The sequence below is a fragment of the Mycolicibacterium septicum DSM 44393 genome (genome assembly GCF_000455325.1).
Lineage (GTDB): Bacteria > Actinomycetota > Actinomycetes > Mycobacteriales > Mycobacteriaceae > Mycobacterium > Mycobacterium septicum.
In genome coordinates this window covers 564,913-588,735 of the sequence record NZ_HG322951.1, presented here as the reverse complement: position 1 = coordinate 588,735, position 23,823 = coordinate 564,913, and the positions used below count along the sequence as shown (strand labels likewise).

Below are 23,823 nucleotides of genomic sequence, written 5' to 3'. Positions count from 1 at the left end.
GCCACTTGCCGTTGCCAGTGAACGGCAAAAGTGTCAACCGATGCGAGCTGGACCCGAAACGGCCCCGACCTGCACCGCTTGATCCAGCTGGCACCGCGGCGGCACCGGCGGTTATCGAATCCGCAGTTTGCTGAACGTCTCCAAGACCCGCCAGGCCGCCGCCTCGACCTGACGCGCATAGCCCCCGCCGAACAGCACTACATGCGCGAGCAACGGATAGAGCTGATGCAGGTCGACCCGATCCCGCCATCCATCGCGCAGCCGTCGCACCGTCTGGTATCCGGCCAGCACCTCATCCAGGAACGGGAAACCGAACAGCGCCAACATGGCGAGATCCGTTTCACGGTGGCCGCCGTGCGCGGCGGGGTCGATCAGCACAGCACCGTCACCGGTCCACATCACGTTGCCGCTCCAGAGGTCACCGTGCAGCCTGGCCGGCACGTCGTCGTCATCGAACGCACCCGCGCGGCACAGATCGGTCACCTCCGCGATCGCGTCCTGCCCCGCGGCGGTGAGCCTGGGTGCAGCCAGCCGCGTCATCGGAGCCAAGCGGTCATCGGCGTAGAAGGCTCCCCATGAATCGCTGCGGGCCAACGACATTGGCAACGGCTGGGACATCGGCCCGAAGAACCCGTCCCCGTCGTACCCGTCCGGACCGGAGCCATACGCCGACGCCCCGGCATCGTGAGTATGGGCCAATCGCTGGCCGAAGACCCGCGCCGCATTCATTGTGGGCCCCGTCGGCCGCAGCCGTCGCAGGGTCAATGAGTTTGCGTCGTAATCGATTACCGTCACGCACGGCACGCCACCGTCTACGGCGAGCCATCTGAGTCCGGCCACCTCGGCCGCGAAGAACCCAGGCGGCGCCGACGCATTGCGCTTGACGAAGACATCGGCCCTGTCCGCCGCGTTGGGCATATCGGTCAGGCTACCGACGTACCCCTGACTACGCGGCTTTCGGCGGTGGCTGGGGTTGGAAGGGCGGATACCACCACCATTCGGCGCGTTCCCCGGTCGGTCCGGGACACGGTGGGACATCGGGTGGGGGTGTGGTGGGTGTGCGGGCCAGCGATCCACCGTGTAGCGGTCTGCCGGCACTGTCGGTGACCACCAGGCGATCAGCGGGCCCGGTGATCGTGATGAGACGCCGGTGGTGCAGGCGATGGTGATACGGGCAGACCAGCACCAGGTTGTCGAGTTCGGTGGGCCCGCCGTCCTCCCAATGTTTGATGTGGTGGGCGTGCAGACCGCGGGTGGCCCCGCAGCCAGGCACCGCACAGCAGCGGTCGCGATGCTCCAGGGCCCGGCGCAGCCGACGACTGATCGCGCGGGTGCTGTGCCCGGCGCCGATCACCTGACCGTGCCGTTCAAACCAGGCTTCCAGGTGCCATCACACAGCAGCTCACGTCGTTCGTCCTCGGTCAGCACCGGCCCCAGATGCAATGCGGCGACCGGCTTCTGGCCATCGGCGTCGAGGTCGACATGCACCACCACCGTGGTGTGCTGCCCATGCGGGCGACGCGCCGCCTCAACATCCCACCCCGCCTCGACAAGGCTCATGAACGCATCCACACCGTTCGGAAACGGCGGTGCCTGCTCCGCGTCGCCACCGTCGGACTCGGTGTCGTGATCGTGTTTCCAGTCCGCGACCAGCCCGTCGTGATGGGCCTGGCGGGCGGCGTCGAACTTGGCAGCTTCAATCCGCGGTAACCGGATTCGGTAGGTGGTGTACCCGTCATTGACGGTTTTGGTGATCGAGCGTTCGGGTTCGGGCCGTGCATCGGGTTCGGGGCGTGGCTCGAGCTTGACCGCGGTACGCAGCTGATGAACGGTGGCTACCGCCGCCAACTCGGCGTAGTGCTCATCGGATCCGTCGGCGGCTTTCTCGGCGATCACGCCGACCTGATCCAGCGACAGCCGTCCCTCCCGCATTCCCTGCGCGCAGCGGGGGAACTCCTCGAGCCGCCGCGCGATCGCCACCACCACCTCGGCGTTGCGCGGCGTCACACCGGTCTTCCAGGCCACCAGTGCCTTCATCGAGCGGGCACCGGTGGCACCGCACAATTCGTCACGGTCCATCTCGGCGACGATCTCCACGATGCGCCCATCGATCGCATTGCGCTGACCGATCAGCTCCGATACCTCGGCGAACAACCTCTCCAGACGGTGGGCAGGGCTCTCCGCAACATCGAAAGAGGCTGCAGCCGAGGGCATAACCACATCATCGCAAAGGGGTCCGACAAGTTTCTGGCCCGCGTATTCCCGCAGGCAACCGCATCCGGCAAGATAGCTGCGGTGGGGATAAGCCTGTTGCCTTTCACTCGCCTCTCGGACGCTGACATCGCGGGTGCGCTCGACCATGCGGTAGCCGTGATCAACCCGGCGCTCGACGTGTTCACCCGATTCGACCCGCTCGGGCTGAGGCGACGCACCCATCGAGAGGAGCCCGCAGCGGGTGCCGTGGGCAAGTCCCTCGACCTCGCGGCCGCTGTGCTCAATTTCGCCGAGCTTCCGGGCACCAAGGCCTGGACCGAGATGGATCAAGACGGCCACGTGAAGTGGTGGGTGCATCGCGCCGGCGCGGTGACCACCATCCTCGTCGCATTCCCGGGTGCGTTCGGAGTGATCGCCGACCGGCTTGGTGTGCAGGACTTCCTGGGTTTCACCAACCAAGCGATCGTGTTGTGCGCGGTGGCCCGCGAGGACGGCGTCACCGACTACGACGAGCAAGTGCAGCTGCTCGGCGCTGTCCTGTGCGACCGCCAATTCCCCGACACCGACGGCGACGCTGAGGCCGACGACGCCGGCGCAACGTCGCAATCGCTGCCCGGGAAGCTCTGGGAGTTCGCCGGCACACTACGTGCGGTGGGCGACGAGTTCACGAAAAGGCCACACCCGCAGAAGCTTTACCACTATCTGGGGATGCTGCCGGGCGTCGGTGCGGTGGCCGACTACTTCGGTGAATTGACCGCCCTGCTCCACGCTGCCAATGAGGGTGCGGCGTGGATCAGCGAGCACTCTCCACAGGCGCCGGCTCCGGAGCCGGCCCGAACTTGAAGATCAGCGCACTGGTCGCCACCACCACGGCCGCCAACGCAATCACGGGCGCAACCGTGAACCGCGACACCGTCGCCCCCAGAATCGCGCCGCCGCACATCGTCAAAACCACTCCGTAACGCAACTTCTCGCGGTCCCCGGTGCCCCCGGCCAGCCTGCTGTCGAACCCGATGCCGACGATCGTCTGCGTCAGCACCGTGGTGCTCAACTCCTGGATGCCGAACTGGCGCGCGGTCGCGTTCTGAATGCCGAAGGTCATCGCCAGGACGATGAGGATGAACTTGCGGTTGTCCTGGTAGTCCAGCACTCCCGATCCCGTGAGAATCGAAAGTACGGTCAGCAGAATGACTTCCACACCCAACGCGGTTGCCAGCCAGTTCCGGACGTGACTGTCGAGATGGCGCCTCAGCCGTCCACCCACCACGGTGCCGAGTACGAACCCGATGAACGCCACCAGCGCCCCGGTCACGTCCACGCCGGAGTGCGGTACGAACCAGAACCCGAGGAAGATCACGTTGCCCGTCATGTTGGCGACGAACACGTGGCCCAGCACCAACACACTGACCGCGTCGACGATGCCCGTGGCGGACGTCAACAACAGAAGTGCCACAACGGTCGACCGTTGCGTCACCGGTGAGGCGATGGCCATGCCTACATCCTCGCCGCTAAAGCTGTGGAGACAGGTCCAATTGGGTCAACGCCGGCATCTGGGTGATCAACCAATCCCCGTCGGTGCGCTGCAGTATCAGCCGATATGACATGTACCGCAACGACGGGACGTTCTTGGTGACCGGGCTCGTCGACACCGTGTTGGTGTAGACGATGGCAGTCGCCTCATCCCGACTGATGGTCTCCACCGCGGTACCCATCACCTCGGTGTTGTTGGTGACCTGCGCCTGCTTGTTGGTCGGCACGATGGAGTCGATCAACTGCCGGTACTGGTTGGCGAAGTCGCTGGACAGGTACTTCGCGGCCCGGTCCGGCAGGGATTCGATGTTGTCCGGGTTGTAGGTCCACAACGTGGTGATGGCATCGGCCGAGGTCCGCGCCACTTGGAGTTTGGTCGCCACCAATGCCCGGTCGGCCAGGTACGGCTGCAGCATCGCTCCGCCGAACGCCCCGGCCACGACGAACACCGCCGCAGCACCTACGGCGAAGTACGTCAGCCGCTTGCCGGCCTCGCGGTGCGGCACGAGGACCTCGTCCTCGGCCGGCTCAGCGTCCGTCGCTTCAGCGTCGGCATCGGCATCGGCATCGGCATCGGCATCGGCGACATCTTCGGCGTCGGCTTCCGCTTCTACCGTCGGTTCCGGTGCGGCTTCCGCCTCGGGCTCGACACCCGCCTCGGGCTCGACATCCGCCTCAGGTTCGACGGCCGCCTCAGGTTCGACGGCCGCTTCGGGCTCGACGGCCGCCTTGCGGCGCGCCTTACCCGACGGGGTCCGGCGCTCAGGAGCATCGTCAGATTCCGAGTCAGATTCGGAGCCGGATTCCACGTCACCCTCGTCGGCCGACGCCTCGACCTGCTCCTCGACCACTTCCTCGGCACGGCGACGCCGCCCGAAACGCAATCTGCGGCGCGGCTTGTCAGGCTCGCCGGTGGTCAGATCACCTGAATCAGCTGGCTGATCTTCCACTGCTGTCCTTCCCAAATCGTCGTCGCAATCCAACGGCTGCCGCTTTCGACCACGGACTTCCCGTCAGGGGTTCGGGTGCTGATCTTCGTCGCGACCAGAACGTCGGCGCTCCCGTTGTCGTTCCATCGCTGGATCCCGGCGTCGAGTACCGACCCCTCCGTCGGCTCGGCCCGGGCCACCTGAACGACGATCTCGTTTTGCTTCTCCTGGAACATCTTTCGGAAATCGCCGGTCGCCTGTGAGGCGATGCGGTCGGCATAGTCGTTTGCGTGGAACGGATCCAGCGTCGTGTACACCGTCATGAACTCACGTACGTAGTCCAGCGCGCCGGCACTCTTGATCTCCGCACGATGATCGGACTCGTGCCGGATCAGGATCAGCGTGCTGCCAGTGATGGCGGCCGCGATCAGCAGGGCTGAGATCATCCCCACGATCGGCAGACCCCAACGGATGGGCTCCTTGGGCTCGACCGCGAAGTAGTCGCGCTCATCGGGCTCGATCCGGCGCCGCGGGCTCACTGTCCGCCCCCGTTCAGCACCGGCCGCTTGAGCACCGTGAGGTTGTCGACGAGCCAGTGGTCGTCGGACTTCTGGAACTCCACCCGCACCGTCGCGGTGATGAACTTCAGCTCCTGCGGATTGGTGCCGCGCTGACCCTGCAACGCCACCAGCATCGAGGCCGCATCCTTGGTCACGCCGGGCAGCACCGCGCTGCTCACCGCCCAGTAGTCATTGGTGGTCGGCCCGGCCTTGCGCACCGCATCCTGCTGGGCGACCAGCTGCTGCCGGTAGTTTTCGGTGGTCAGCGACTGCGCCTTGGTGAAGTCCGCGTCGACGGAATCCACCCCGTAGCTCAGAATCTCCTCGACGATCCGCGGGCCCTGCTCGGCGATCTGCTCGCGAGCCTGGTCCACCGCCCGATCCTGGCGGTACACCGTCAGATATCCCAGCCCGCCCGCGATACCGCTGAGCACCGCGAGCGCCAGCAGCACCGCACCGGCGCGACGCCGGACATCGGATTCGGGCCGACCGACGCGACGCACCTCGGTGCGGGTCAGCAGATCGGCGAAGGTCCGGTTGCGTGAATCCCACAACGGCCACAGCCAGCCCAGGAACACCGCCGCGGTGTCCAGCAGATGCGCCAGCTCACGAAGCAGAAGTCGCAGCAGACCGGCATCACCGGCCGCCGACTCCACCCGGATCCCGAACACCGACCGGCCCAGCGACCAACCGGTGTACGCAGGCAAGCCGATCCGGTTGACCAGCATCGCGGCAGCCACCACGGCGGCGGCCACTATGCACACCCACCAGAACCAGCCGTACAACGGGGCCGCCCACGCCAGTAATGCCAGCGTCGCGATCAACCCGGTAGGCGCCAGCACATCGATGGCGAAGGCGCCGGCCCGAGCCGGCCACGAAGCCAGCCGGGTCTGATCCGTCCCGGTTCCCCCAGCGGAGACCGTGTCGGCGTTGTCCAGAACAGCGGTCACGACGTGACCTGGTCGAGCCGCGCGACCTTGTAGTTGCCGTCCTCGGCGCGGGCCATCTTCACCCGCAGCCGATAGCCCTGCTCTTCGTCGGACTTCTCGGTGTTGGTGACCAGCACGCGCACCGCGACCAACAGATCCATCGACCCGTCGTCGTTGTGCTTCTCCACCGCGGCCCGCATGTCCGAGACCTTCACCTGCACGTTGGCGGCCTGGTAGGCGTCCAGCAGCATGCCGCTGTACAGGCCGGCCTGCGCCCCGAAGTCACCGGTCGAACATTCGATGATCTTGGTCTGGGCCGCGATCATCGCCTGGGTATCGGGCGCCTGGGTCGCGGTCACACAGTCCTTCGCCGCGGCCAGGGCCTCGGCTTCGTCACTGGCGATGCGTTCGCTGTCTTGATGCGCACGCAACGCCAGGTAGCCGCCGACACCGACGGCCGCCGCAAGAACCAGCAGGCCGGCAAGGATCGCCGCCATCAAGCCACGCCCCAGCCGAGAAGGTCGCGACTCGGACTCCTGAGGAGCCTCCTCAACGTCCGTGGCTGAGATCGGATCAGAGATCTCGGTGACGGCCTCCGCTTGCGGTTCAGGGGTATGGGGGTCCTGCTGGTCGGCGAGGTTCAGCTGGCTGGCGCCAGCATCTCCTTCCATCCGTCATCTCCTGGTTTATTCGAGTTGGTGACGGAGTACTTCACACCGCCGGGACCGACCACCTCGCCGCTGGATGGGCTATAGGTAGCGGTCGAACCTGCTGCCGGAGTGTAGATGCAGGGGTTCGGCTGCTGTCCACTACAACTCACATTGCCACCCCGAGGCGCGGTCAGCGGGTCGCTGCGCATCGCCGTTGATTCCGGGGGTGGAAGCTGACTTGCCGGCAACGGGTTCATCCCATTATTCACCGAAGGCGCGGGAATGACCCGGCCCGGATCGACGGGCTGATCGCAGCGCGCGGCCGGAGCCGGGCAGTTACGGATCTGGTTCGGATCGCCGTACCACGGGTTGGTGCCCAGCGGCTGGTAGGGCTCTTCGCTGCGGCACTCCGCCGGGGAGGCGGCCCGCTTACCGGGTACGTCGGCACACGGATAGTTACGCGCACCGCGCACCGCGTTGGGCGCATCCTTGGGGATCTTGCAGTACAGGCCCGACGGCAGCGGTGCCGTCGACGTATCCGCAGGCGAACGCCACTCCGACGCGGGCAGGAACCCGGTCAGGCACGGCGGCGGCATGTTGATACCCAGGCCGAAGTGCAGCAGACCCTTGGGCGCGAAGATCGTCGCGGTCTGGGCAACAGCGCCACCCTGCGGCAGCGCCACCAACACCTGCTCGACGTTCTTGTTGTAGCGCTTGAGCATGTCGATGACGATCTCGAGGTTCGCCAACGTCTGCGGCAACGACTCCTGGACATCACCGAACACCGAGTTCAGCTGATCGGCTGTCGGTGCCGCCTGCTGAATGCCGCTCCGCAGTGCCGCATCGTTCTGCGCACTCTGCGCCGCCAGCGTGTTCAGGTTCTTGGCCCACCGCGAGATGGCGTCGCCCGAATTCACCTGGCTGTCGATGATCGGCCCGGAGTTCTCGACGATGTCGTTGACCGGACCGATGTTGTCCTTGAAGTCACTGGCGATCGCCTGGGTCGAGTCGACGAGACGCTGCAGTGACGGCCCGAGGCCACCGACGGCCGTGGCCGTCTCGTCGAGCAGGACCGCGATCTTCTCCTTCGGCAGCGCCGCCAGGCCCTTCTGTGCGGCGTCCAGCGACGGACCCACCTCGGCGGGGACGGTGCCCTTCTCGATGGTGTCCCCGTCACGGAAGTACTTCCCGGTACTGCCGCCCTCGGACACCAGATCGATGAACTGCTCACCGACCGCCGACACCGAGTGCACGTTGGCACTGGCGTCGAGCGGGATCCGGTACTGGTCGTAGATGTTCATCCGCACGTGCGCGCCCTGTTCGGTGGGCTCGACGGACGTGACCTTGCCGATCGTGGTTCCGCGATAGGTGACGTTGGCCGTGGCGTACAAGCCGCCCGAATTCGGGAGGTTGGCGTTCAGGTTGTACATCCCGACCCCGGCCCAGGTGGGCAGCCGCAGGTAGACGAGCGCCAGCACGACCAGAGCGATCGCCGTGAGCGTCGCGAACAAGATGAGCTGCATCTTGATGAAGCGGGTCAGCAACATGTCTCACTCCCCCCTTTCCACAAGCGGGCCACCAGGTGCATCGTGCGGGTTCGGCGTGAACCGGACGTCCGGGATCATCGTCGCCGGATCGCGGCCCCATGCCTGCTCCAGGGCCCGGAGCATGCCCGAGACACCGGTGCCGGACAGGAACGCGTTGTCCACCGAGCTCAACGTCAGGTCGATCGTCAGCGACACGTTGATGTAGTCGCCACGCACCGCCTTCGGGATGTTCTCGATGTTGAACGGCACCGTGAGGATCAGCTTGAGGGCTTCCACCAGGTACGGGGCCGAGCGCGCCAGCTGCTTGAGCGGACGCTGCAGGTTCTGCAGGTTGGTGTGCAGATTGGCGTTGCTGTTCGACAACGTGTCGTCGGCAGCCTTGGACAACCGGCCCAGCGAGGTCACCGCATCGGCGAACAGGTCGCGCGTGTCGGCGAAGTGCTGGATCAGCGGCGGGAACTCGGTGAGCACCCGGTCCAACGTGTCATTGCGCGCCGCGACGATGTTCAACAGCCGGTTGGTCGAATCGATCGCCCGGGTGATGTCGTTGCGCTGCTGATTGAGCTCGTCGGTGAAGGTGTCGAGCCGGCCCAGGAAGTCGCGGATCTGATCGGCGCGACCGTTGAGGATGTTGAACACCTCGGTCTGGATGGTCTCGATGTTCGGGATACCACCGCCGGTCAGGATGCCGGAGATCCCGGCCAGCGTCCGCTCGATCGTCGGATAGGCCGACGACTGTGCCAGCGGGATGGTGTCCCCGCTGCGCAGCATCTCCTTGGACGGCGCCTTGTCCGGCGGGTTGAGCTCGACGTGCTGCGAACCCAGCAAGCTGGTCTGGCCGATCTTGGCCAGGGTGTTCTTCGGCAGCTCGATGCCCGGCTCAAGATCGACGGTCAACGTGGGCACCCAGTTGATCAGCTCGATCTTGCGGACCCGGCCGACGAACACGTCGCGCACCCGCACCCGGCTGTTGGCGTTGAGCGCCAACGTCTCCGGCATCTGCACGTACAGCGTGGTGCGGCCGGACTCGGTGCCCGGCCCACCCGGCAGTGGCACGTTGGCCACACCGCGCCACTGCCCACACGAGGTGAGGATCAGCGCGGACGCCGACAACACCGCGACGCGTCGACCGACGCGGCCCCAGTTACGTGTCTTCATCCGTCCTGTCTTCGTCGTCATCAGCCCTGGCCTCCAGCCTCGGCGGGCAACGCCGGTCCGGCGGGTGCCGGACCCGGTGCAGGAGCTGCTGCCGGTGCGGGACCCGACATCGGATCACCCGGGATCACACCCGGCGCGGGCGCCGGCGGCGGTCCGGGCTGCGGGTACCACGGCGGCGGCAACGGATTGCGCTCGTCGTACGAGTTCGGCGGTCCGGGCAGGTTGCCTCCCGGAGGAGCACCGAACGCCGGCGGGGCCGGCGGCGCCACGATGTCCGGGCCACCCATCAACTCGGACAACGACTCCGGCGTCAGCATCTGCTGAGTGGCAGGCTGCACCTGCACACCCTGCATACCCGGCGCCACGGTCCAGCCCGGCTCGTGGTTGCCGTGCGAGAACAAGGTGTCCCGCGACCAGATACCCGGCACGGTGGTGTCCTTGTATCCCCCGGGCGGCTGCAGGCGCGGATCCGAGTAGGAGATCTGCTTGGGCAGCGTCATCGCGGTGTTGGCCAGGTTCTGGCCGAACGGCAGGAAGTTGAACTTGATCGCGTCCAGGATCGGCGCGAGGTACTGCGCGCACAGCTCGGCCGAATCCTGGTAGCCCAACCGGCTACCCGCCTGAATGGAACTGCAGACGAACTGCAGCGGGTTGGAGAAGTTGGTCAGACCCGGCAGAACCGGCAGACCCACGATGCCACCCTGGTTGGGCGAGACGATGTTGAGCACGTTGGCGGCCAGGTTCGGGTAGGCGTGCAGACCCGTCTCCAGACCATTGCGCGGCTCGGGCTGCAGGATCGCCGTCGTCGCCTCCGACAAGTTGTTGACGTCGTGAGCGAGCACGCCGCCGTTCTTGTCCAGGAACTCACGGGTGGTCTTGAGCACCCGGTTGAGATCCTGCAGGGCCGTCGCCAGCTCCTGGTCGGTGTTGGTGAACGAGTTGGTGAACTGCGCCAGATCGTTGTTGAGCGCCACGAACTGCTGGTCACTCTTGTGCAGGGCATTGACGAACAACGCCAGGCTCTTGACCACCTGGAAGAAGTCACCGCGGCCCTGGTTGAGCGTGGTCAGCGCCTCCGACAACCCGTTGAGGGTGCGGTTGAGCTGATCGCCCTTGCCCTGGAAACCGTCGGCGAAGGACTCGATGATGTCGCCGAACGGACCCTTGGGCTGTTCAGCGGTCGGGCCCAGATCGTCGAGCAGGCGGGTGATCTGGTTGCGCAACTCGTCGTACTCGACCGGGATCTGGGTGTTCTCGATCGGGATCACCGCGTTGTTCTGCAACCGCGGCCCACCGGTGTAGGGCGGGGACAGCTGGATGACGCGCGACGCCACCAGGCTCGGGTTCAGCACAGACGCCGTGACGTTCTCGGGCACCTTGTACTTGTTGTTGACGTGGAAGACGACCTTCATCTTGTCGCCGTCGGTCTCGATGCTGTCGATCGCACCGACCTTGACGCCCATGATGAGGACCTTGTCACCGGGGTACAGCGCGAGCACCTCGGGGAAGTACGCGGTGACCGTGGTGTTGGTCATCTTCTTGTACAGGGTGATGCCGAAGTAACCCAGCACCAGGGCAGCTACCACCGCCAGCGCACTGACGATGATGGTCGCCCGGGAAGCCGTGGGCAACTTGATGTTTCGAACGTTGAAAACAGTTGACATAGCGGCGGCCTATCCCTGCGACCCGGGCGGAAGGAACGGCGGATTACCCGGGAGCGGCGGCGTACCCACCGGCCCGGCATCCGGCCCTGGTCCCGGCGGTGCCGGGGGAGCATTCAGCGGCCCCGGGTGCGGTGCGTACCCCGGGATGGGTCCCGGCGCCACCGGCAACGGTGCGATCGGAACGGTGCGGGCTCCGGGCGGACCAGGTGCCAATTCGACCGGGGCACCCGGCTGGTCCGGCGGCATGTCGCCGGGGATGGCCGCGCTGGGCACACCTGGCGAATGCGCGATACCGCCAGGATTCGGCGCCGAGGTCGCCAGATCCGGGGGACCGTACTCCGGGCCCCCGAACGGGCCCTGGGTGGCCGCGGCACACGGCATCGGGTTACCCGGCGACGGGATCCCGGCCGCGGTCGGCGTGTACGAGCACGGCGATCCGGGCGGGACGGCAGGTCCCGGGTGCTCCGGGGTGCCCTCGAGCGGCGTCGGTGCCGGCGGCGGGGCGCCGTTCTCGAAGCGCTGACCGTTGGGATCGGGGAAGCGGGACGACGGCAGACCGGCGTTACGCCAGAACTCCTCGGGGTCGATGCCGCGCTTCTTGAACGCGGAATCGACGAACGGCTGCAGGATCTGCGGCGGGATCAGGTTGACCAGCATCACCTTGAAGTACGGGCCGGAGGCCAGCGCCTCGGCCAGTGAGGTGATGAACTTGCCCGCCACGGTGAGCGTGTCGGCCAGGTCCTGCTTGCGCTCGACGAGCAGGTCGCTGACGGTACGCAGCTGCTCGAGCACGTGGTTCAGGTTCGGGTTGTCGTTGATCAGGCCTTCGACCTGATGCGACACCGACGACACCCGCTCCAGCAACATGCTGACGGCCTGACCGCGCTCGTTGACCGCGGCCAGCAGGGTTTGGGCGTTCACCAGCAGCTGGTTGACCTGCGTGCTGCGGTCACCGAGCACCGTGGCGATCTTGTTGGCGTTGGCCAGCAGCTTCTTGACGTCCTCGTCGCGCTTGCCGATGGTCTCGGAGAACTTGGCCACGCCGTCCAGCGCGGCGCTCAGGTGCGGCGAGGTCTGATCGACCGTCTCCGACAACACGTTCAGCGATTCCTTGACCGAATTCGTGTCCCAGCCCGACGCGTTGCGCGTGACATCGAGGAACGCGTCGTAGATCTGGTACGGCGTGGTCGTCTGCCCCAGCGGCAGCATCCCGCGCGGCGGCAGCGTATGGCTGCCACGCGGCTGGATCTCGATGTTCTTGCGACCCAGGATCGTGTCTGTACGGATCGCCGCACGGCTCTCGGTGCCGATCGTCTTCCCACCCAGGGTGTAGCCGATCTCGACCTTGTCGCCGTTGATGTCCATGCTCTTGACCGTGCCGACATCCATACCGGCGATGCGCACCTTGTCACCCACATTCAGGCCACCGGTATCGGAGAACTGGCCGTAATACGTGGGGACCGCGAACAGCATCGGCACGCTCGTCAGCGTCGAGCCGACGCCGATGACCAGCGCCACCACCGCAACGCCCATGAGGCCTTTGCGGAAGCGGTCGGAACCTTGCAGTGTCCTCATCTCGGCGTGCACCTACCCGACGGCTGTGAACTGAGTTTGACGGTTCGGACAGGGCCACCTGGCTGCAACCCGTTGAGCTTCAGCGAGAGGTCGCAGGCATAGAAGTTGAAGAAGTCACCGTAGATGCCACCGGCACGTCCGATGATCTTCAACGCCTGGGGGAACTGCACCAGGATGTCGTTGAGCTGCTGCTTCTGGTCGATCAGCGGCTGCTGGATGACCTCGAGCTGGCCGATCGTGTCCTTGAGCAGCGGACGGTTGTCCGACAGCAGATCTGCCAGCGAGCCGGCCGCGTTGCTGATGTTGGCCACCGAGGATCCGATCGGGTCGGCCCGGTTCTTCAGCCCGGTGATCAGCGTCTCGAAGTTCTTGAGGGTGTCGTCGAACTGCTGCTGATGCGCGACCGTGGTGTCCAGGACGATGTTCAGGTTCTTGATCACCTCGCCGATGGCCTGGTCGCGGTCGGCGATGCTCTGGGTGAGCTGCGCCGTCTGGTCCAGGATGTCGTTGATGGTGCCGCCCTGGCCCTGGAAGATCGTGATGATCGACTTGGAGATGGTGTTGACCTTCTCCGGGCTCAACGACTGGAACAGCGGACGGAAGCCGCCGACGAGTGCGTCGAGGTCGAGCGCGGGCTCGGTGCGTTCCAGCGGAATGGTGCTGCCCGGCTGGATCTTCGTGTTGCTCTCGCCGCGCTTGAGCTCCAGGTAGCGGTTACCGATCAGGTCCTGGTAGCGGATCGCGGCCGTGGACTGGTCGAACAACGGCAGTGACTTCTCGACGTTGAACGTGACCTCGGCCTGCTGGCCACCGTTGATCAGCTTGACGCCCGAGACCTTGCCGACCTCGACACCGGAGGCACGGACGAACTGTCCCGTGCGCAGACCGCTGACGTTCTTGAAGATCGCCGAGTACTCGGCGGTCCGGTTGAACCGGATCTGACCGAAGACCACGAAGATGATCGCAGTGAAGGTGAGCAGCACCAGTGAGAAGATGCCGAGCTTGATAATCGTGCCCTTGATGCTCATGGGTTGATCGTGTTCTCCCCCACTTGGCGGCCCCACACGTACTCGGCCACGAGCGGTTGCCCCAGCTCGAGGTGGTTGTACGGGGCGATCGATGCACCGGTATCCATCACCAGGTACGGCATGGGCCACAGGTCCTTGGTGATCGGCTGCCAGCAGCCCGGCCGGCCCTCGGGCCCGCCCTTGGCGTTGACCCGCGGCAGGTTGTCGGGATAGACGTACGGGTTGCCCACGCCCATCACCAACGACTGGGTCTGCAGCGAGTAACCGTTACCACCAAGTGCGCCGGCAAGTTTCGGGCCTGCGTCGTGGTAGTTGCGGATCGTGCAGAACAGCGCCGGGCTGTACTTGTCGAGCAGAGCCGACGTCGGCAGCAGGTCCTGGGCGCCGCGGACCAGATAGGGCCCGCCGCGCTCGAAGATGTCGCCGCCGGTGTTGCCGAAGCCGACCGCGGCGACCAACGCCTGATCCAGATTGCCGCGCTGATCGTTGAGCGTGCGGGCGGTGGTGACCGCGTTGGTCAGACCGTCGAACAGGTCCGGACCGGCATTCGCGTAGACCTCGCCCAGGTCGGCCAGACCCGCGATGTCGCGGCGGATCTGGGGCATGCGCGGGTTGAGGTCGCTCAGGATGTCGTTGCCGTTGACGATCGACTGGCCGAACTTGTCACCCAGGCCGTCGAGCGCCTGCGCGGTGGCCGTCAGCGTCTGGTTCAGCTTGATCGGGTCGATCTGCTCGGAGATCGCGGTGATCGTCTCGAACAGCGTGTTGAACTCCGTCGTCACGCCCTGGGCGCGGATCGGCGTTCCGGGCGACAGCCGCGTTGCCGACGGGTTGGCCGGCGACAGGAACGAGATGTACTTGTTGCCGAACACCGTCGTGGCCCGCAGTTCGGCGGTCACGTTCTCCGGGATCAGCTTCAGGTACTGAGGCTTGACGTCCAGGGTCAGTTTGGCCTCGGGGTTGTCGTCGACGGTGACGACGTCGACGGAAGCCAGGCGACCGATCGGCACACCGTTGAAGGTGACCTTCGAACCCGGGTCCATCGACAGACCGGCCCGTCCGGACAACACGGTCAGCTGCGTCTTCTTCTCGAAGGTTCCGCGGAACTGCATCCACGTCAGCGCGAGGACCAAGGTGGTGACGAGCGCGAGCACCAATCCGGCCAGCTTGTACGGCGGGATCTTGGGCTTGTTGAGGGGCGCGTGCGGGGCTGAGGGCGTGGCCATGCCGCTACACCGTGAGGTTGAAGTTGGGGTCGGTGCCGTAGAGCGCCAACGAAGCCAACAGGACCACCATCACGATTGCGATCAACGAGGTTCGCATCGACCTCCCTACTGCCTCACCCACACCGACAGCACCGCCACTGGCGTAATAGCCGAAGTAGCAGTGGTTCAACATGACCACGATCGACATGACGATGACCTGGAGGAAGGACCACATCACGTCGTCGACGCGCAGGAACGTATGGAAGTAGTGCTCATACGTACCCACCGACTGCGAATAGAAGACCGTTGTGACGAACTGTGCGGACAGGAAGGACAGCAGGACCGCCCCGGCGTACAACGGGATGATGACGATCGACCCGGCGATGAGGCGCGTGGAGACCAGATACGAAATCGACCTGATCCCCATGACTTCCAGCGCGTCGACCTCTTCGCTGATGCGCATGGCGCCGAGTTCGGCGGTGGCGCCGGCACCGACCGTGGAGGCCAGGGCCTGCCCGGTGACGACCGGGGGCAACGACGCGGATGTTTGCCAGGGCGGCGAAGAAGCCGGTGAAGGCCTCGACGCCGATATTGCCAAGGGACGCGAAGCCCTGGATGGCGATCAGGGAGCCTGCCGACAGCGTGACGAACCCGATGATGGCGACGGTGCCGCCGATGACGGCCATCGCGCCGGTACCCATGCCGATCTCGGCGACGAGTCGCAGAGCCTCACGGCGGTAGTGGCGGAACGCGTGCGGGATCGAGCCGATGGCCTGGACGACGAACCACGCGACGTGGCCCATGCTGTCGAGGAACCGGGCCGGAGTGCCCGCGATGTCTGAGGTGCGCGAGAACGCCCGGGGAAACCGGGACCGAAGGACTGTTGCAGTACTCATGTCAGTGCCCTGTTCCGAACCGCACACCGATGGTGGTGAGCACGACGTTGACTGCGAACAATGCGACCACGCACAACACCAGGGTCTCGTTCATCGCGGTGCCGACGCCCTTGGAGCCACCGGCCACCGTCAGGCCGCGGTAGCAGCCGACGAGTCCGGCGATCAGGCCGAACAGCGTGGCCTTGATGACCGAGATCATCACCTCGGGAAATCCGGTCAGCAGGGTCAGCGTGGACACATAGGCACCGGCGGAGACGTTCTGGACATACACGCCGAAGAAGAAGCCGCCGACCAGACCGATGGTGATCACCGCGCCGTTGAGCATGAAGGCCACAAAGGTGGAGGCGACCACGCGGGGAACGACGAGGCGCTCGATCGGATCGATGCCCAGCACCTCGAGCGCGTCGATCTCCTCACGCACGGTGCGGGCACCCAGGTCCGCGCAGATCGCGGTCGAACCGGCGCCGGCAACCACGAGCACTGTCACCAGAGGACCGAGCTGCGTGACCGCACCCAGCGCCGCACCGGCGCCCGAGACGTCAGCCGCGCCGAACTCCGCCAACAGGATGTTGAGCGTGAAGATGATGAGCACGGTCAGCGGGATCGACACCGCGAGCGTGGGCAGGAAGGCCACCCGGATCAGGAACCAGCTCTGCAGCACGAACTCTTTCCACTGGAAAGGCCGTGTGAGAAAGGCCTTTCCAGTGAGCACAGTCATCTTGAAGAAGCCACCGACCATAGCCAGCGGCTTCTCCATTTGACCACGTACGTAGCCGACGAGCCCGTCGGCAGGCGCCGTCACCGCTGCGCCCCCTGGACGTGTCGCACGCCCCCTCCTCGTCGCCTGTCAACTTGTGTGATCCGTCTCTCCCTACTCACGAGTAGTAATTGAGACCACCGGACTGTACCCGATAGAAACCGGGCCGTGCACTGCATCGGGTGGATTGTGCCATCAACCGTTAACAAGGGCGTGCAAAGACAGCAAACTTTCGCCGCGACCTGCAGAAACCGTTGACGCGGAGTTACTTTCGCAACCGTCAACCCTATTGGGCGTTGATGGGCGACCCGAACCGCTCCCTGAGTTCGGTCTTGAGTACCTTGCCCGAGGGGTTGCGGGGCAGAGCGTCGACGATCTCGAGCGCCTTCGGGTGCTTGTAGCGCGCCAGGCGTTCGGTGAGGAACCCGTCGAGATCCCCGAGATTCAATACGTCGCCTCTGGTGAGAGCGACCACCGCAACCGGAACCTCGCCCCATTTCTCGTCATGCCGGCCGATCACGGCGACCTCGGTGATGGCTGGGTGACCTGCGAGGACGTTCTCGACCTCGGCGCAGTAGATGTTCTCGCCGCCGGAGATGATCATGTCCTTCTTGCGGTCGACGACCCAGATGTAGCCCTCCTCGTCCTGACGGACCAGATCACCGGAGTGGAACCAGCCGCCGGCGAACGCCTCGGCCGTGGCCTTGGGGTTGTTCCAGTAGCCGGCCATCAAAGTTGGGGCGCGGTAGACGATCTCGCCGACATCGCCGACGGGGACGTCGTTCATGTTCTCGTCCACGATGCGAGCCGAGACGGTGGGGATGACCTGACCGACCGAACCGAGCTTGCGAATTGCGTCGTCCGCCAACAACATGCAGGTAACCGGGGACATCTCGGTCTGACCGAACGCAGCAAGGATCTGGCTGCCGGGGAAGGTCTCGGCCATTGCACGTAGCAAGGTGTCCGAGGCCGGCGCAGCGCCCCATGACAGGGCCCGCAGGCAAAGATCGCGCGGATTGGCTTTCTGCTCAGCGCAAACCGCCTGCCACTGCGCGGGCACCAGGAAGATCGCCGTCACCTTCTCGGCCGCCAGCACGTCGAGCAGTGCACCCGGATCGAAGGCGCCGAGCGGATAGAGCACCGTGGGCAGTCCGAGGGTCAGACCCGTGTTCACGTTTCCCGCGACGCCGGCGATGTGGAACAGCGGGACGCCGATGAAGCCGACATCGTTGTTGATGTCGACGCCGGTGGTGAACAGGTTGGTCATGCCCTGCCCGGCGAGGTTGGCGTGGGTCAGCACCGCGCCCTTGGGCCGGCCGGTGGTGCCCGAGGTGTACATGATCAGGGCGGGGGCATCGCTGGGGATGTCAACCGGTTGCGCGGGCTCGCCGTCTTCGGCGATCAGGTCCTCGAAGCCGAGGACGCCGTCTTCCGTTGGGGCGTCGGCGACGACGACCGTCGACAGCGTGGCATCGAGATCGCGTACCGCCGTGGCGACTCCGGCGAGGACGGGCTCGGTGACGATGACACGGGCCGCGCAATCGCTGACCAGGAAGGCCACCTCGGGCGGGGTCATCCGGAAGTTCACGGGCACCGCGATGGCGCCGAGCTTGTTGGCCGCCAGCATCGCCTCGATGAACTCGGGCCGGTTCAGCATCAGGATCAGCACCCGGTCACCGAAGCCGACTCCGCGCCGGCTCAGTGCGCCGGCCAGCTTGGTCACCCGGTGGTCGAGCTCGCCCCACGTGGTGGTGTGCCCCAGGAACCGCAGGGCGGTCTTGTCGGGCTGCATGAGGGCATGCCGGGTCAGTTGATTGGCCCAGTTCTGACGACGGGCCAGGTATGGCTGCTCAGTGGGGAACGGCTCGGCAGTCAACGGATCTGCACTCCATCGGTATCGAGTTGCACGAATTTTATATTTGATCAAACATGGGGTTGCCCCGGTCACACTATGGCCTCGGCGCCTCGGCGACAAGCCCACCAGAAAGGCGACCGGATTCCCGTGAATGCACCTGCCAGAGTGGCCGTGCAACGTCGTCGCGGGGGACGGCGCGAGCAACTTTCCGACGAGGTGGCCGCCCAGCTCCGGGCCGAGATCATGACCGGTGTCCTGCGGCCCGGGACGTTCATCCGTCTCGACGAGACCGCCGCGGCACTCGGGGTGAGCATCACCCCCGTGCGGGAGGCACTGCGCACACTGCGCGGCGAGGGCATGGTGCAGCTGGAGCCCAACCGCGGACACGTCGTGGTACCCCTCACCCGCGCCGACGTCGAAGACATCTTCTGGTTGCAGGCCACCATCGCGCGGGAGCTCGCCGCCACCGCTACAACCCGCATCACCCCGGCCGAGATCGACGAGCTGGAACAGCTCAACGCCGAGCTCGCGGCCGCGGTCAAGGATCACGATCCCGTGGCGATCTCGTCCGCCGAGTTCACCTTCCACCGGGCGTTCAACCATGCCAGCGGCCGCATCAAGCTGGCCTGGTTCCTGCTGCACGTCGCGCGGTACCTGCCCGCCCTCATCTATTCGACCGATCCGAAGTGGGGCACCGAGGCCGTGGAGAACCACCGGCTGCTGATCGACGCGCTGCGCCGGCGGGATGCGACCGCAGCAGTGGAGCTCAATGCGAACCAGTTCACCGATGCTGCCCAACGGCTCATCGCGCGGCTCGACGACATCGGGATGTGGGACTGACGGCTGAGTGCTCAGCTCCGGGGTGTCAGGCATTCCGGCGCCGGTCCCCGCGTCGGCGTGTCGGCGCGGCTTCGCCGGTGTGTCGTGGCGCGAAATCGATGTCCGACCTGCCCGGCTGTCAGCGACATCGAGCGACAATCGCCTCAGGCACACCGTTGGCATCTCCGGTCACAGATGCCATCCATACTCGCGTCACTCCAGGCAAAGCCAACCTCATGCGTAACGCTTTTCGGGTTGCCCACCTATCAGCGACAGAGTCGCTGTTAGTCGGGCATTGAACATCTGAGGCACGCGATGCCAGAGGTGCGATAGTGGCAAAAATGTTCAGCGCCAACGGGTTTGACGAGGCGCGTGATGCCGACGTGGCGACTGTCGCTGAATTGTCGCTCGCAGCCGGGCACCTCGGATATCCGTCCGAAATCGGTGAACGGGGGGACTGTCATACCCTGCTGGCACCGTGACGCCATGGCGGACAAACTCCTGCTGCGCGGCACCAACCTCCGCTACGTGCTCACCATGCAGCTGCTGCAGCACGGCGCACAATCGGTGGCCGATCTGGTCGACGCGCTCGAGGACCAGGGGTTCACCACCGCTGGGCGCCCCTCGAAGGCGATCTCCGACGCCCTGCGGTGGGAGATGAACCACGGCCGGGTCTACCGGATCAGGCACGGCCGATACCGGCCGGCCGAGATGCCTCGGTCCACCGAGTACCGCATCCGCAATCGCGTACTCGAGCTGCGGGCGGCAGCAGCCGATCGCGCGGCCTAAGCGGACAGCTGCTGCACCCTGGCGATGAGGGCGTTGGCCAGGTGGTCGAGGGTGTCGCCGATGAGCTTCTTGACCATCATGGCCGGGATCGGCAGCTTGACCTCGACCTCGAGGTCGACCTGAAGCAGCGTGCTGTCGGGCCCGAGGGGGACGACAGAGAACCGCTGTTCCTGCTTGGTGAAGTGGTCCCCCTGCTGCAGCACGGTGTAGATCTGGTTCTCGGCGGGGTAGTAGACCGCATTGATGAAGGTGCCGGACTGACCCTGGATCTCGACGTCCATACGCAGCTGGCTGGGCCGGCCGTCGTCGTAGCGGGCCAGAATCCAGCAGCCCTTGATCTCGGGGTTCCACTGCGGATAGGCCTCGAAATCACCGACGATCGCCATGATCTTGTCGGCAGGGGCATCAACCTCGACGGTCTTGCTCACGAGTGGCATCCGGCGATGATATCGACTGCAGCAGATCGCGGATCACGTCGGGAATCGGTACCGGCCGGCGCGTGGTCCGGTCCACGTAGACATGCACCCAGTGGCCCACCGCCGCCACCGGCCCATCCGGCTCGAACAATCCGAGCCGGTAGGTGACGCTGCTGTTCCCCAGCCGGGCCACCGCCAGACCGACCACCAACGGGTCGGGGAACTTCAACTCCGCGAAGTAGCGGCACCCGGACTCGGCGACCACACCGAGCCAGGGTGCGTTGACCGGGTCGACGTCGCAGTTGGTGTTGATCCAGGCGTTGATCGCGGTGTCGAACAGTTCGTAGTACACGGCGTTGTTGAGGTGGCCGAACATGTCGTTGTCGGTCCATCGGGTCAGCACCGGCCAGTGCAGCGGAAAGTCCTCGCGGGTCAGGTCGGCAGCGTCGGTCATGGCTGAAGTCTGACACCAGGTGACAGGCTGGTGCCCATGAAGATCCGCGGAGCCGTCCTTGAGCACATCGGCCTCTCCCGCCCGTACGCCACGTCGCAGCCGATCCGGGTGAGCGACCTTGACCTCGCCGAACCCGGCCCGGGCGAACTGCTGGTGCGCATCGAGGCCGCGGGGCTGTGCCACTCCGATCTGTCCGTCGTCGACGGCAACCGGGTACGCCCGGTCCCGATGCTCCTTGGGCATGAGGCCGCCGGGATCGTCGAAGCGGGTGACACCGATCTGCCGGTGGGCCAACGGGTGGTGATGACGTTCCTGCCGCGCTGCGGGGATTGCCCCGCGTGTGCCACCGACGGCCTGACACCCTGCGGTCCCGGATCGGCCGCCAACGGCGCGGGCACGTTGATGAACGGCGACATCCGGCTGACCCGCGACGGCCAACCGGTGTTCCACCACCTCGGGGTATCCGGCTTCGCCACCTACGCCGTCGTCGACCGCCGGTCGGTGGTGCCCGTCCCGGATGATGTCCCCGCCACGGTGGCCTCGCTGTTGGGCTGCGCGGTGCTCACCGGCGGCGGCGCCGTTCTGAACGTCGGCACGCCGCGGGCCGGCCAGACCGTGGCAGTGGTCGGCCTGGGCGGTGTCGGCATGGCGGCGGCCCTGACCGCGCTCGCCCACGACGGCGTCCGCGTCATCGGCGTGGACCAGCTGCCGGACAAGCTGGCCCGGGCGCGCGAGCTCGGCGTGCACGAGGCCTACACCCCCGAGCAGGCCGCCGATCTCAAGGCCGACGTGGTGATCGAAGCCGCGGGCCACCCCGCCGCGTTGGAAACCTCGATCGCACTCACCGGGCCGGGCGGTCGCACCATCACCGTCGGCCTGCCCCGTCCGGACGCCCGAATCTCGGTGTCACCGTTGGGTTTCGTGGCCGAGGGCCGGTCGCTGATCGGCAGCTACCTGGGCTCGGCGGTACCGGCCCGCGACATCCCGCGGTTCGTCGAACTCTGGCGGGCCGGACGGCTACCCGTCGAGCAGCTGGTGTCCTCGACCATCACCCTCGATCAGATCAACTCCGGCATGGACGAGCTGGCCGACGGGCGGGCCGTGCGCCAGATCATCGAATTGAGTTGAACCCGGGCTAGAACCAGTTGTCGCGCATCTCCAGCGTGGTGCGGTCCAGACTCTCCAGCAGGTCCAATTGCGGTGCGGTCTTGGGCAGTTCGTAGCGGAAGAAGTACCGGGCGGCCTGACGCTTGCCGTCATAGAAGTCGCCCGTGCGCCCTTCGGCGGCCAGGTACTGCTCCAGCCAGATCCATGCCACCACGATGTGCCCGAACGCCTCGAGGTAGACCGCGCTGTTGGCCATCGCGGCCTCGATGTCACCGGAGGCGAACATCGCGCCGGTCACCGCGACCAGCCGCTGCCAGGACGCATCGAGCTGGGCCGCCAACTCCGGCGCCGCGCCCGTGGCCTTCGAGACGGTTGCCGCGATGCGCTCCCCCAGCGCCGCCAGGCCGGCCCCGCCGTTCTGGGTCACCTTGCGACCCAACAGGTCCAGGCTCTGGATACCGTGGGTGCCCTCGTGGATCGGGTTGAGCCGGTTGTCGCGGTAGTGCTGCTCGACGTCGTACTCGCGGGTGTAGCCGTAACCGCCGTGAACCTGGATCGCCAGGCTGTTGGCCTCCACGCACCATTGCGAAGGCCAGCTCTTGGCGATCGGGGTGAGGATGTCGAGCACCGCGGTGTCATCGGTATCGACCAGCTTGGCGCAGTAGAGCGCCAGCGCCAGCCCACCTTCGACATAGGCCTTCTGCGCCAACAGCATCCGCTTCACGTCCGCGTGCTCGATGATCGGCACCTGCGGGGTCGACGGGTCCTTGACGCCCAACGGCCGGCCCTGCGGGCGCTCGCGCGCGTACTCCAGCGACTTGAGGTACCCGGTGTAGCCGAGCGCGACGGCACCCATCCCGACTCCGAGGCGGGCCTCGTTCATCATGTGGAACATGTAGACGATGCCGCGGTGCGGCTCCCCGACCAGATAGCCGACCGCGCCGTCGAAGTTGAGCACGGTGTTGGTGATACCGCGTTGGCCCATCTTGTGATTCAGCCCGGAGATGGCCACACCGTTGCGGGTGCCGTCGGCCAGCAACTTCGGCACGACGAACAGTGAGATGCCCTTGGTGCCGGCCGGGCCACCGGGAATCTTGGCCAGCACCAGGTTGACGATGTTCTCGGTGAGCTCATGCTCGGCGCCGGATATCCACATCTTCGAGCCGAACAGCCGGTAGCTGCCGTCGGGCTGCGGTTCGGCGCGGGTGGTGATGTCGGCCAGCGACGATCCGGCCTGGGTCTCCGACAGCGCCATGGTGCCCGAGAACCGGCCCGCCAGCATGGGTTTGACGAACGTCTCGATCTGCTCGGCCGAGCCGAAACGGGCCAGCAGGTTGGCATTGGCGATGGTCAGCATCAGATAGCCCGAGGTCGACACGTTCGCCGCGGAGATCCATGCGAACGCGGCCTGCGCGACGGTGGCCGGCAACTGCGCGCCACCGATCTCGGCGTCCATTCCCATGGCGATCAGATCGGCCGCCGCGAACGCGTCCCACGCCTCTTTCACGTCGGGGATCAGCGTGACGGCCTGTCCGTCGAACGTCGGCTCGTTGGCATCACTGAGCTTGTTGTGCGGCGCGAAGTAACGGGTCGCGAGTTGCTCGCACAGATCCAGCACACCGTCGAAGGTCTCGCGGGAGTGTTCGGCGAAGCGGTCCAGCGCCGTGAGCTTTTCGACGTCCAACCACTCGTAGAGCAGGAAGTCCAGGTCGCGCCGCGAGAGGATCGTCGACTTCATGCC

The 23,823-nt window shown here is 66.0% G+C and carries 21 protein-coding genes and 2 pseudogenes; 4 read left to right on the top strand and 19 right to left on the bottom strand.

Annotated features, from left to right (window positions below):
* Positions 1 to 111 precede the first annotated feature (111 nt).
* Both TX88_RS02840 and TX88_RS02835 read right to left on the bottom strand, forming a co-directional pair.
* Positions 112 to 918 (bottom strand): fructosamine kinase family protein, encoded by an 807-nt coding sequence (locus tag TX88_RS02840; protein ID WP_044514514.1) that lies wholly within the window; start codon positions 916 to 918, stop codon positions 112 to 114.
* A 28-nt stretch (positions 919 to 946) separates the two neighbouring features.
* Positions 947 to 2,214, bottom strand: a pseudogene (locus TX88_RS02835) (HNH endonuclease signature motif containing protein).
* A 96-nt stretch (positions 2,215 to 2,310) separates the two neighbouring features.
* Here TX88_RS02835 and TX88_RS02830 point away from each other — a divergent pair.
* Positions 2,311 to 3,057 (top strand): hypothetical protein, encoded by a 747-nt coding sequence (locus TX88_RS02830; protein ID WP_244438328.1) that lies wholly within the window; start codon positions 2,311 to 2,313, stop codon positions 3,055 to 3,057.
* On the opposite strand, the gene TX88_RS02825 is transcribed toward TX88_RS02830, so the two are convergent.
* The 14 genes and pseudogenes from TX88_RS02825 to fadD5 all read right to left on the bottom strand — a co-directional run bounded on the left by TX88_RS02825 (position 3,008) and on the right by fadD5 (position 18,518).
* Positions 3,008 to 3,706, bottom strand: a complete 699-nt coding sequence (locus TX88_RS02825) for a YoaK family protein (RefSeq protein ID WP_044514511.1) — start codon at positions 3,704 to 3,706, stop codon at positions 3,008 to 3,010. The genes TX88_RS02830 and TX88_RS02825 overlap by 50 nt on opposite strands.
* Positions 3,707 to 3,722: 16 nt before the next feature.
* Positions 3,723 to 4,694, bottom strand: a complete 972-nt coding sequence (locus tag TX88_RS02820; protein WP_044514509.1) for a hypothetical protein — start codon at positions 4,692 to 4,694, stop codon at positions 3,723 to 3,725.
* Positions 4,661 to 5,212 carry an Rv1363c family protein gene (locus tag TX88_RS02815; RefSeq protein WP_044519032.1) on the bottom strand — a complete coding sequence of 184 codons (552 nt, stop codon included), beginning with the start codon at positions 5,210 to 5,212 and terminating at the stop codon, positions 4,661 to 4,663. Before TX88_RS02815 ends, TX88_RS02820 begins: the two co-directional genes overlap by 34 nt.
* A complete protein-coding gene (locus TX88_RS02810) occupies positions 5,209 to 6,183 on the bottom strand; it encodes an RDD family protein (protein WP_044514507.1) in 975 nt (324 codons plus the stop codon). The genes TX88_RS02815 and TX88_RS02810 overlap by 4 nt, the downstream gene beginning before the upstream one ends.
* Positions 6,180 to 6,833, bottom strand: coding sequence for an Rv1363c family protein (locus tag TX88_RS02805; RefSeq protein ID WP_044514506.1), 654 nt, complete (start codon positions 6,831 to 6,833; stop codon positions 6,180 to 6,182). Before TX88_RS02805 ends, TX88_RS02810 begins: the two co-directional genes overlap by 4 nt.
* Positions 6,803 to 8,356 carry an MCE family protein gene (locus TX88_RS02800; RefSeq protein WP_044519031.1) on the bottom strand — a complete coding sequence of 518 codons (1,554 nt, stop codon included), beginning with the start codon at positions 8,354 to 8,356 and terminating at the stop codon, positions 6,803 to 6,805. Before TX88_RS02800 ends, TX88_RS02805 begins: the two co-directional genes overlap by 31 nt.
* A 6-nt stretch (positions 8,357 to 8,362) precedes the next feature.
* Positions 8,363 to 9,517: a virulence factor Mce family protein gene (locus TX88_RS02795; RefSeq protein WP_044514504.1), complete on the bottom strand. Its 1,155-nt coding sequence runs from the start codon at positions 9,515 to 9,517 to the stop codon at positions 8,363 to 8,365.
* A 20-nt stretch (positions 9,518 to 9,537) separates the two neighbouring features.
* Positions 9,538 to 11,181, bottom strand: coding sequence for a virulence factor Mce family protein (locus TX88_RS02790; RefSeq protein WP_044514502.1), 1,644 nt, complete (start codon positions 11,179 to 11,181; stop codon positions 9,538 to 9,540).
* A 9-nt stretch (positions 11,182 to 11,190) separates the two neighbouring features.
* Positions 11,191 to 12,756 (bottom strand): virulence factor Mce family protein, encoded by a 1,566-nt coding sequence (locus tag TX88_RS02785; protein WP_044519030.1) that lies wholly within the window; start codon positions 12,754 to 12,756, stop codon positions 11,191 to 11,193.
* Positions 12,753 to 13,784, bottom strand: a complete 1,032-nt coding sequence (locus tag TX88_RS02780) for a virulence factor Mce family protein (RefSeq protein ID WP_044514500.1) — start codon at positions 13,782 to 13,784, stop codon at positions 12,753 to 12,755. The genes TX88_RS02785 and TX88_RS02780 overlap by 4 nt, the downstream gene beginning before the upstream one ends.
* Complete coding sequence (locus TX88_RS02775) at positions 13,781 to 15,010, bottom strand: MCE family protein (RefSeq protein WP_044514499.1); 1,230 nt, start codon at positions 15,008 to 15,010, stop codon at positions 13,781 to 13,783. Before TX88_RS02775 ends, TX88_RS02780 begins: the two co-directional genes overlap by 4 nt.
* Positions 15,011 to 15,014: 4 nt before the next feature.
* A pseudogene (locus tag TX88_RS02770) lies at positions 15,015 to 15,885 on the bottom strand (MlaE family ABC transporter permease).
* A 1-nt stretch (position 15,886) separates the two neighbouring features.
* Positions 15,887 to 16,642: an MlaE family ABC transporter permease gene (locus TX88_RS02765; RefSeq protein ID WP_409365870.1), complete on the bottom strand. Its 756-nt coding sequence runs from the start codon at positions 16,640 to 16,642 to the stop codon at positions 15,887 to 15,889.
* 286 nt (positions 16,643 to 16,928) lie between these two features.
* A complete protein-coding gene (fadD5, locus tag TX88_RS02760) occupies positions 16,929 to 18,518 on the bottom strand; it encodes a fatty-acid--CoA ligase FadD5 (protein WP_044514496.1) in 1,590 nt (529 codons plus the stop codon).
* A 126-nt stretch (positions 18,519 to 18,644) separates the two neighbouring features.
* On the opposite strand from fadD5, the gene TX88_RS02755 reads away from it, so the two are divergent.
* Positions 18,645 to 19,337 (top strand): GntR family transcriptional regulator, encoded by a 693-nt coding sequence (locus tag TX88_RS02755; RefSeq protein WP_084621959.1) that lies wholly within the window; start codon positions 18,645 to 18,647, stop codon positions 19,335 to 19,337.
* 465 nt (positions 19,338 to 19,802) lie between these two features.
* Positions 19,803 to 20,105, top strand: a complete 303-nt coding sequence (locus TX88_RS02750; RefSeq protein ID WP_044514492.1) for a hypothetical protein — start codon at positions 19,803 to 19,805, stop codon at positions 20,103 to 20,105.
* On the opposite strand, the gene TX88_RS02745 is transcribed toward TX88_RS02750, so the two are convergent.
* Complete coding sequence (locus tag TX88_RS02745; protein WP_044514491.1) at positions 20,102 to 20,542, bottom strand: SRPBCC family protein; 441 nt, start codon at positions 20,540 to 20,542, stop codon at positions 20,102 to 20,104. The two genes, TX88_RS02750 and TX88_RS02745, sit on opposite strands and share 4 nt — an antisense overlap.
* The gene (locus TX88_RS02740; RefSeq protein ID WP_044519029.1) at positions 20,511 to 20,975 is read right to left on the bottom strand and encodes an acyl-CoA thioesterase; all 465 of its coding nucleotides are present in this window, start codon (positions 20,973 to 20,975) and stop codon (positions 20,511 to 20,513) included. The genes TX88_RS02745 and TX88_RS02740 overlap by 32 nt, the downstream gene beginning before the upstream one ends.
* A gap of 36 nt (positions 20,976 to 21,011) precedes the next feature.
* On the opposite strand from TX88_RS02740, the gene TX88_RS02735 reads away from it, so the two are divergent.
* Entirely contained in the window at positions 21,012 to 22,103 is a 1,092-nt protein-coding gene (locus TX88_RS02735) for an alcohol dehydrogenase catalytic domain-containing protein (RefSeq protein WP_044514489.1), read from the top strand.
* 7 nt (positions 22,104 to 22,110) lie between these two features.
* On the opposite strand, the gene TX88_RS02730 is transcribed toward TX88_RS02735, so the two are convergent.
* Positions 22,111 to 23,820 (bottom strand): acyl-CoA dehydrogenase, encoded by a 1,710-nt coding sequence (locus tag TX88_RS02730; RefSeq protein ID WP_044514487.1) that lies wholly within the window; start codon positions 23,818 to 23,820, stop codon positions 22,111 to 22,113.
* Positions 23,821 to 23,823 lie beyond the last annotated feature (3 nt).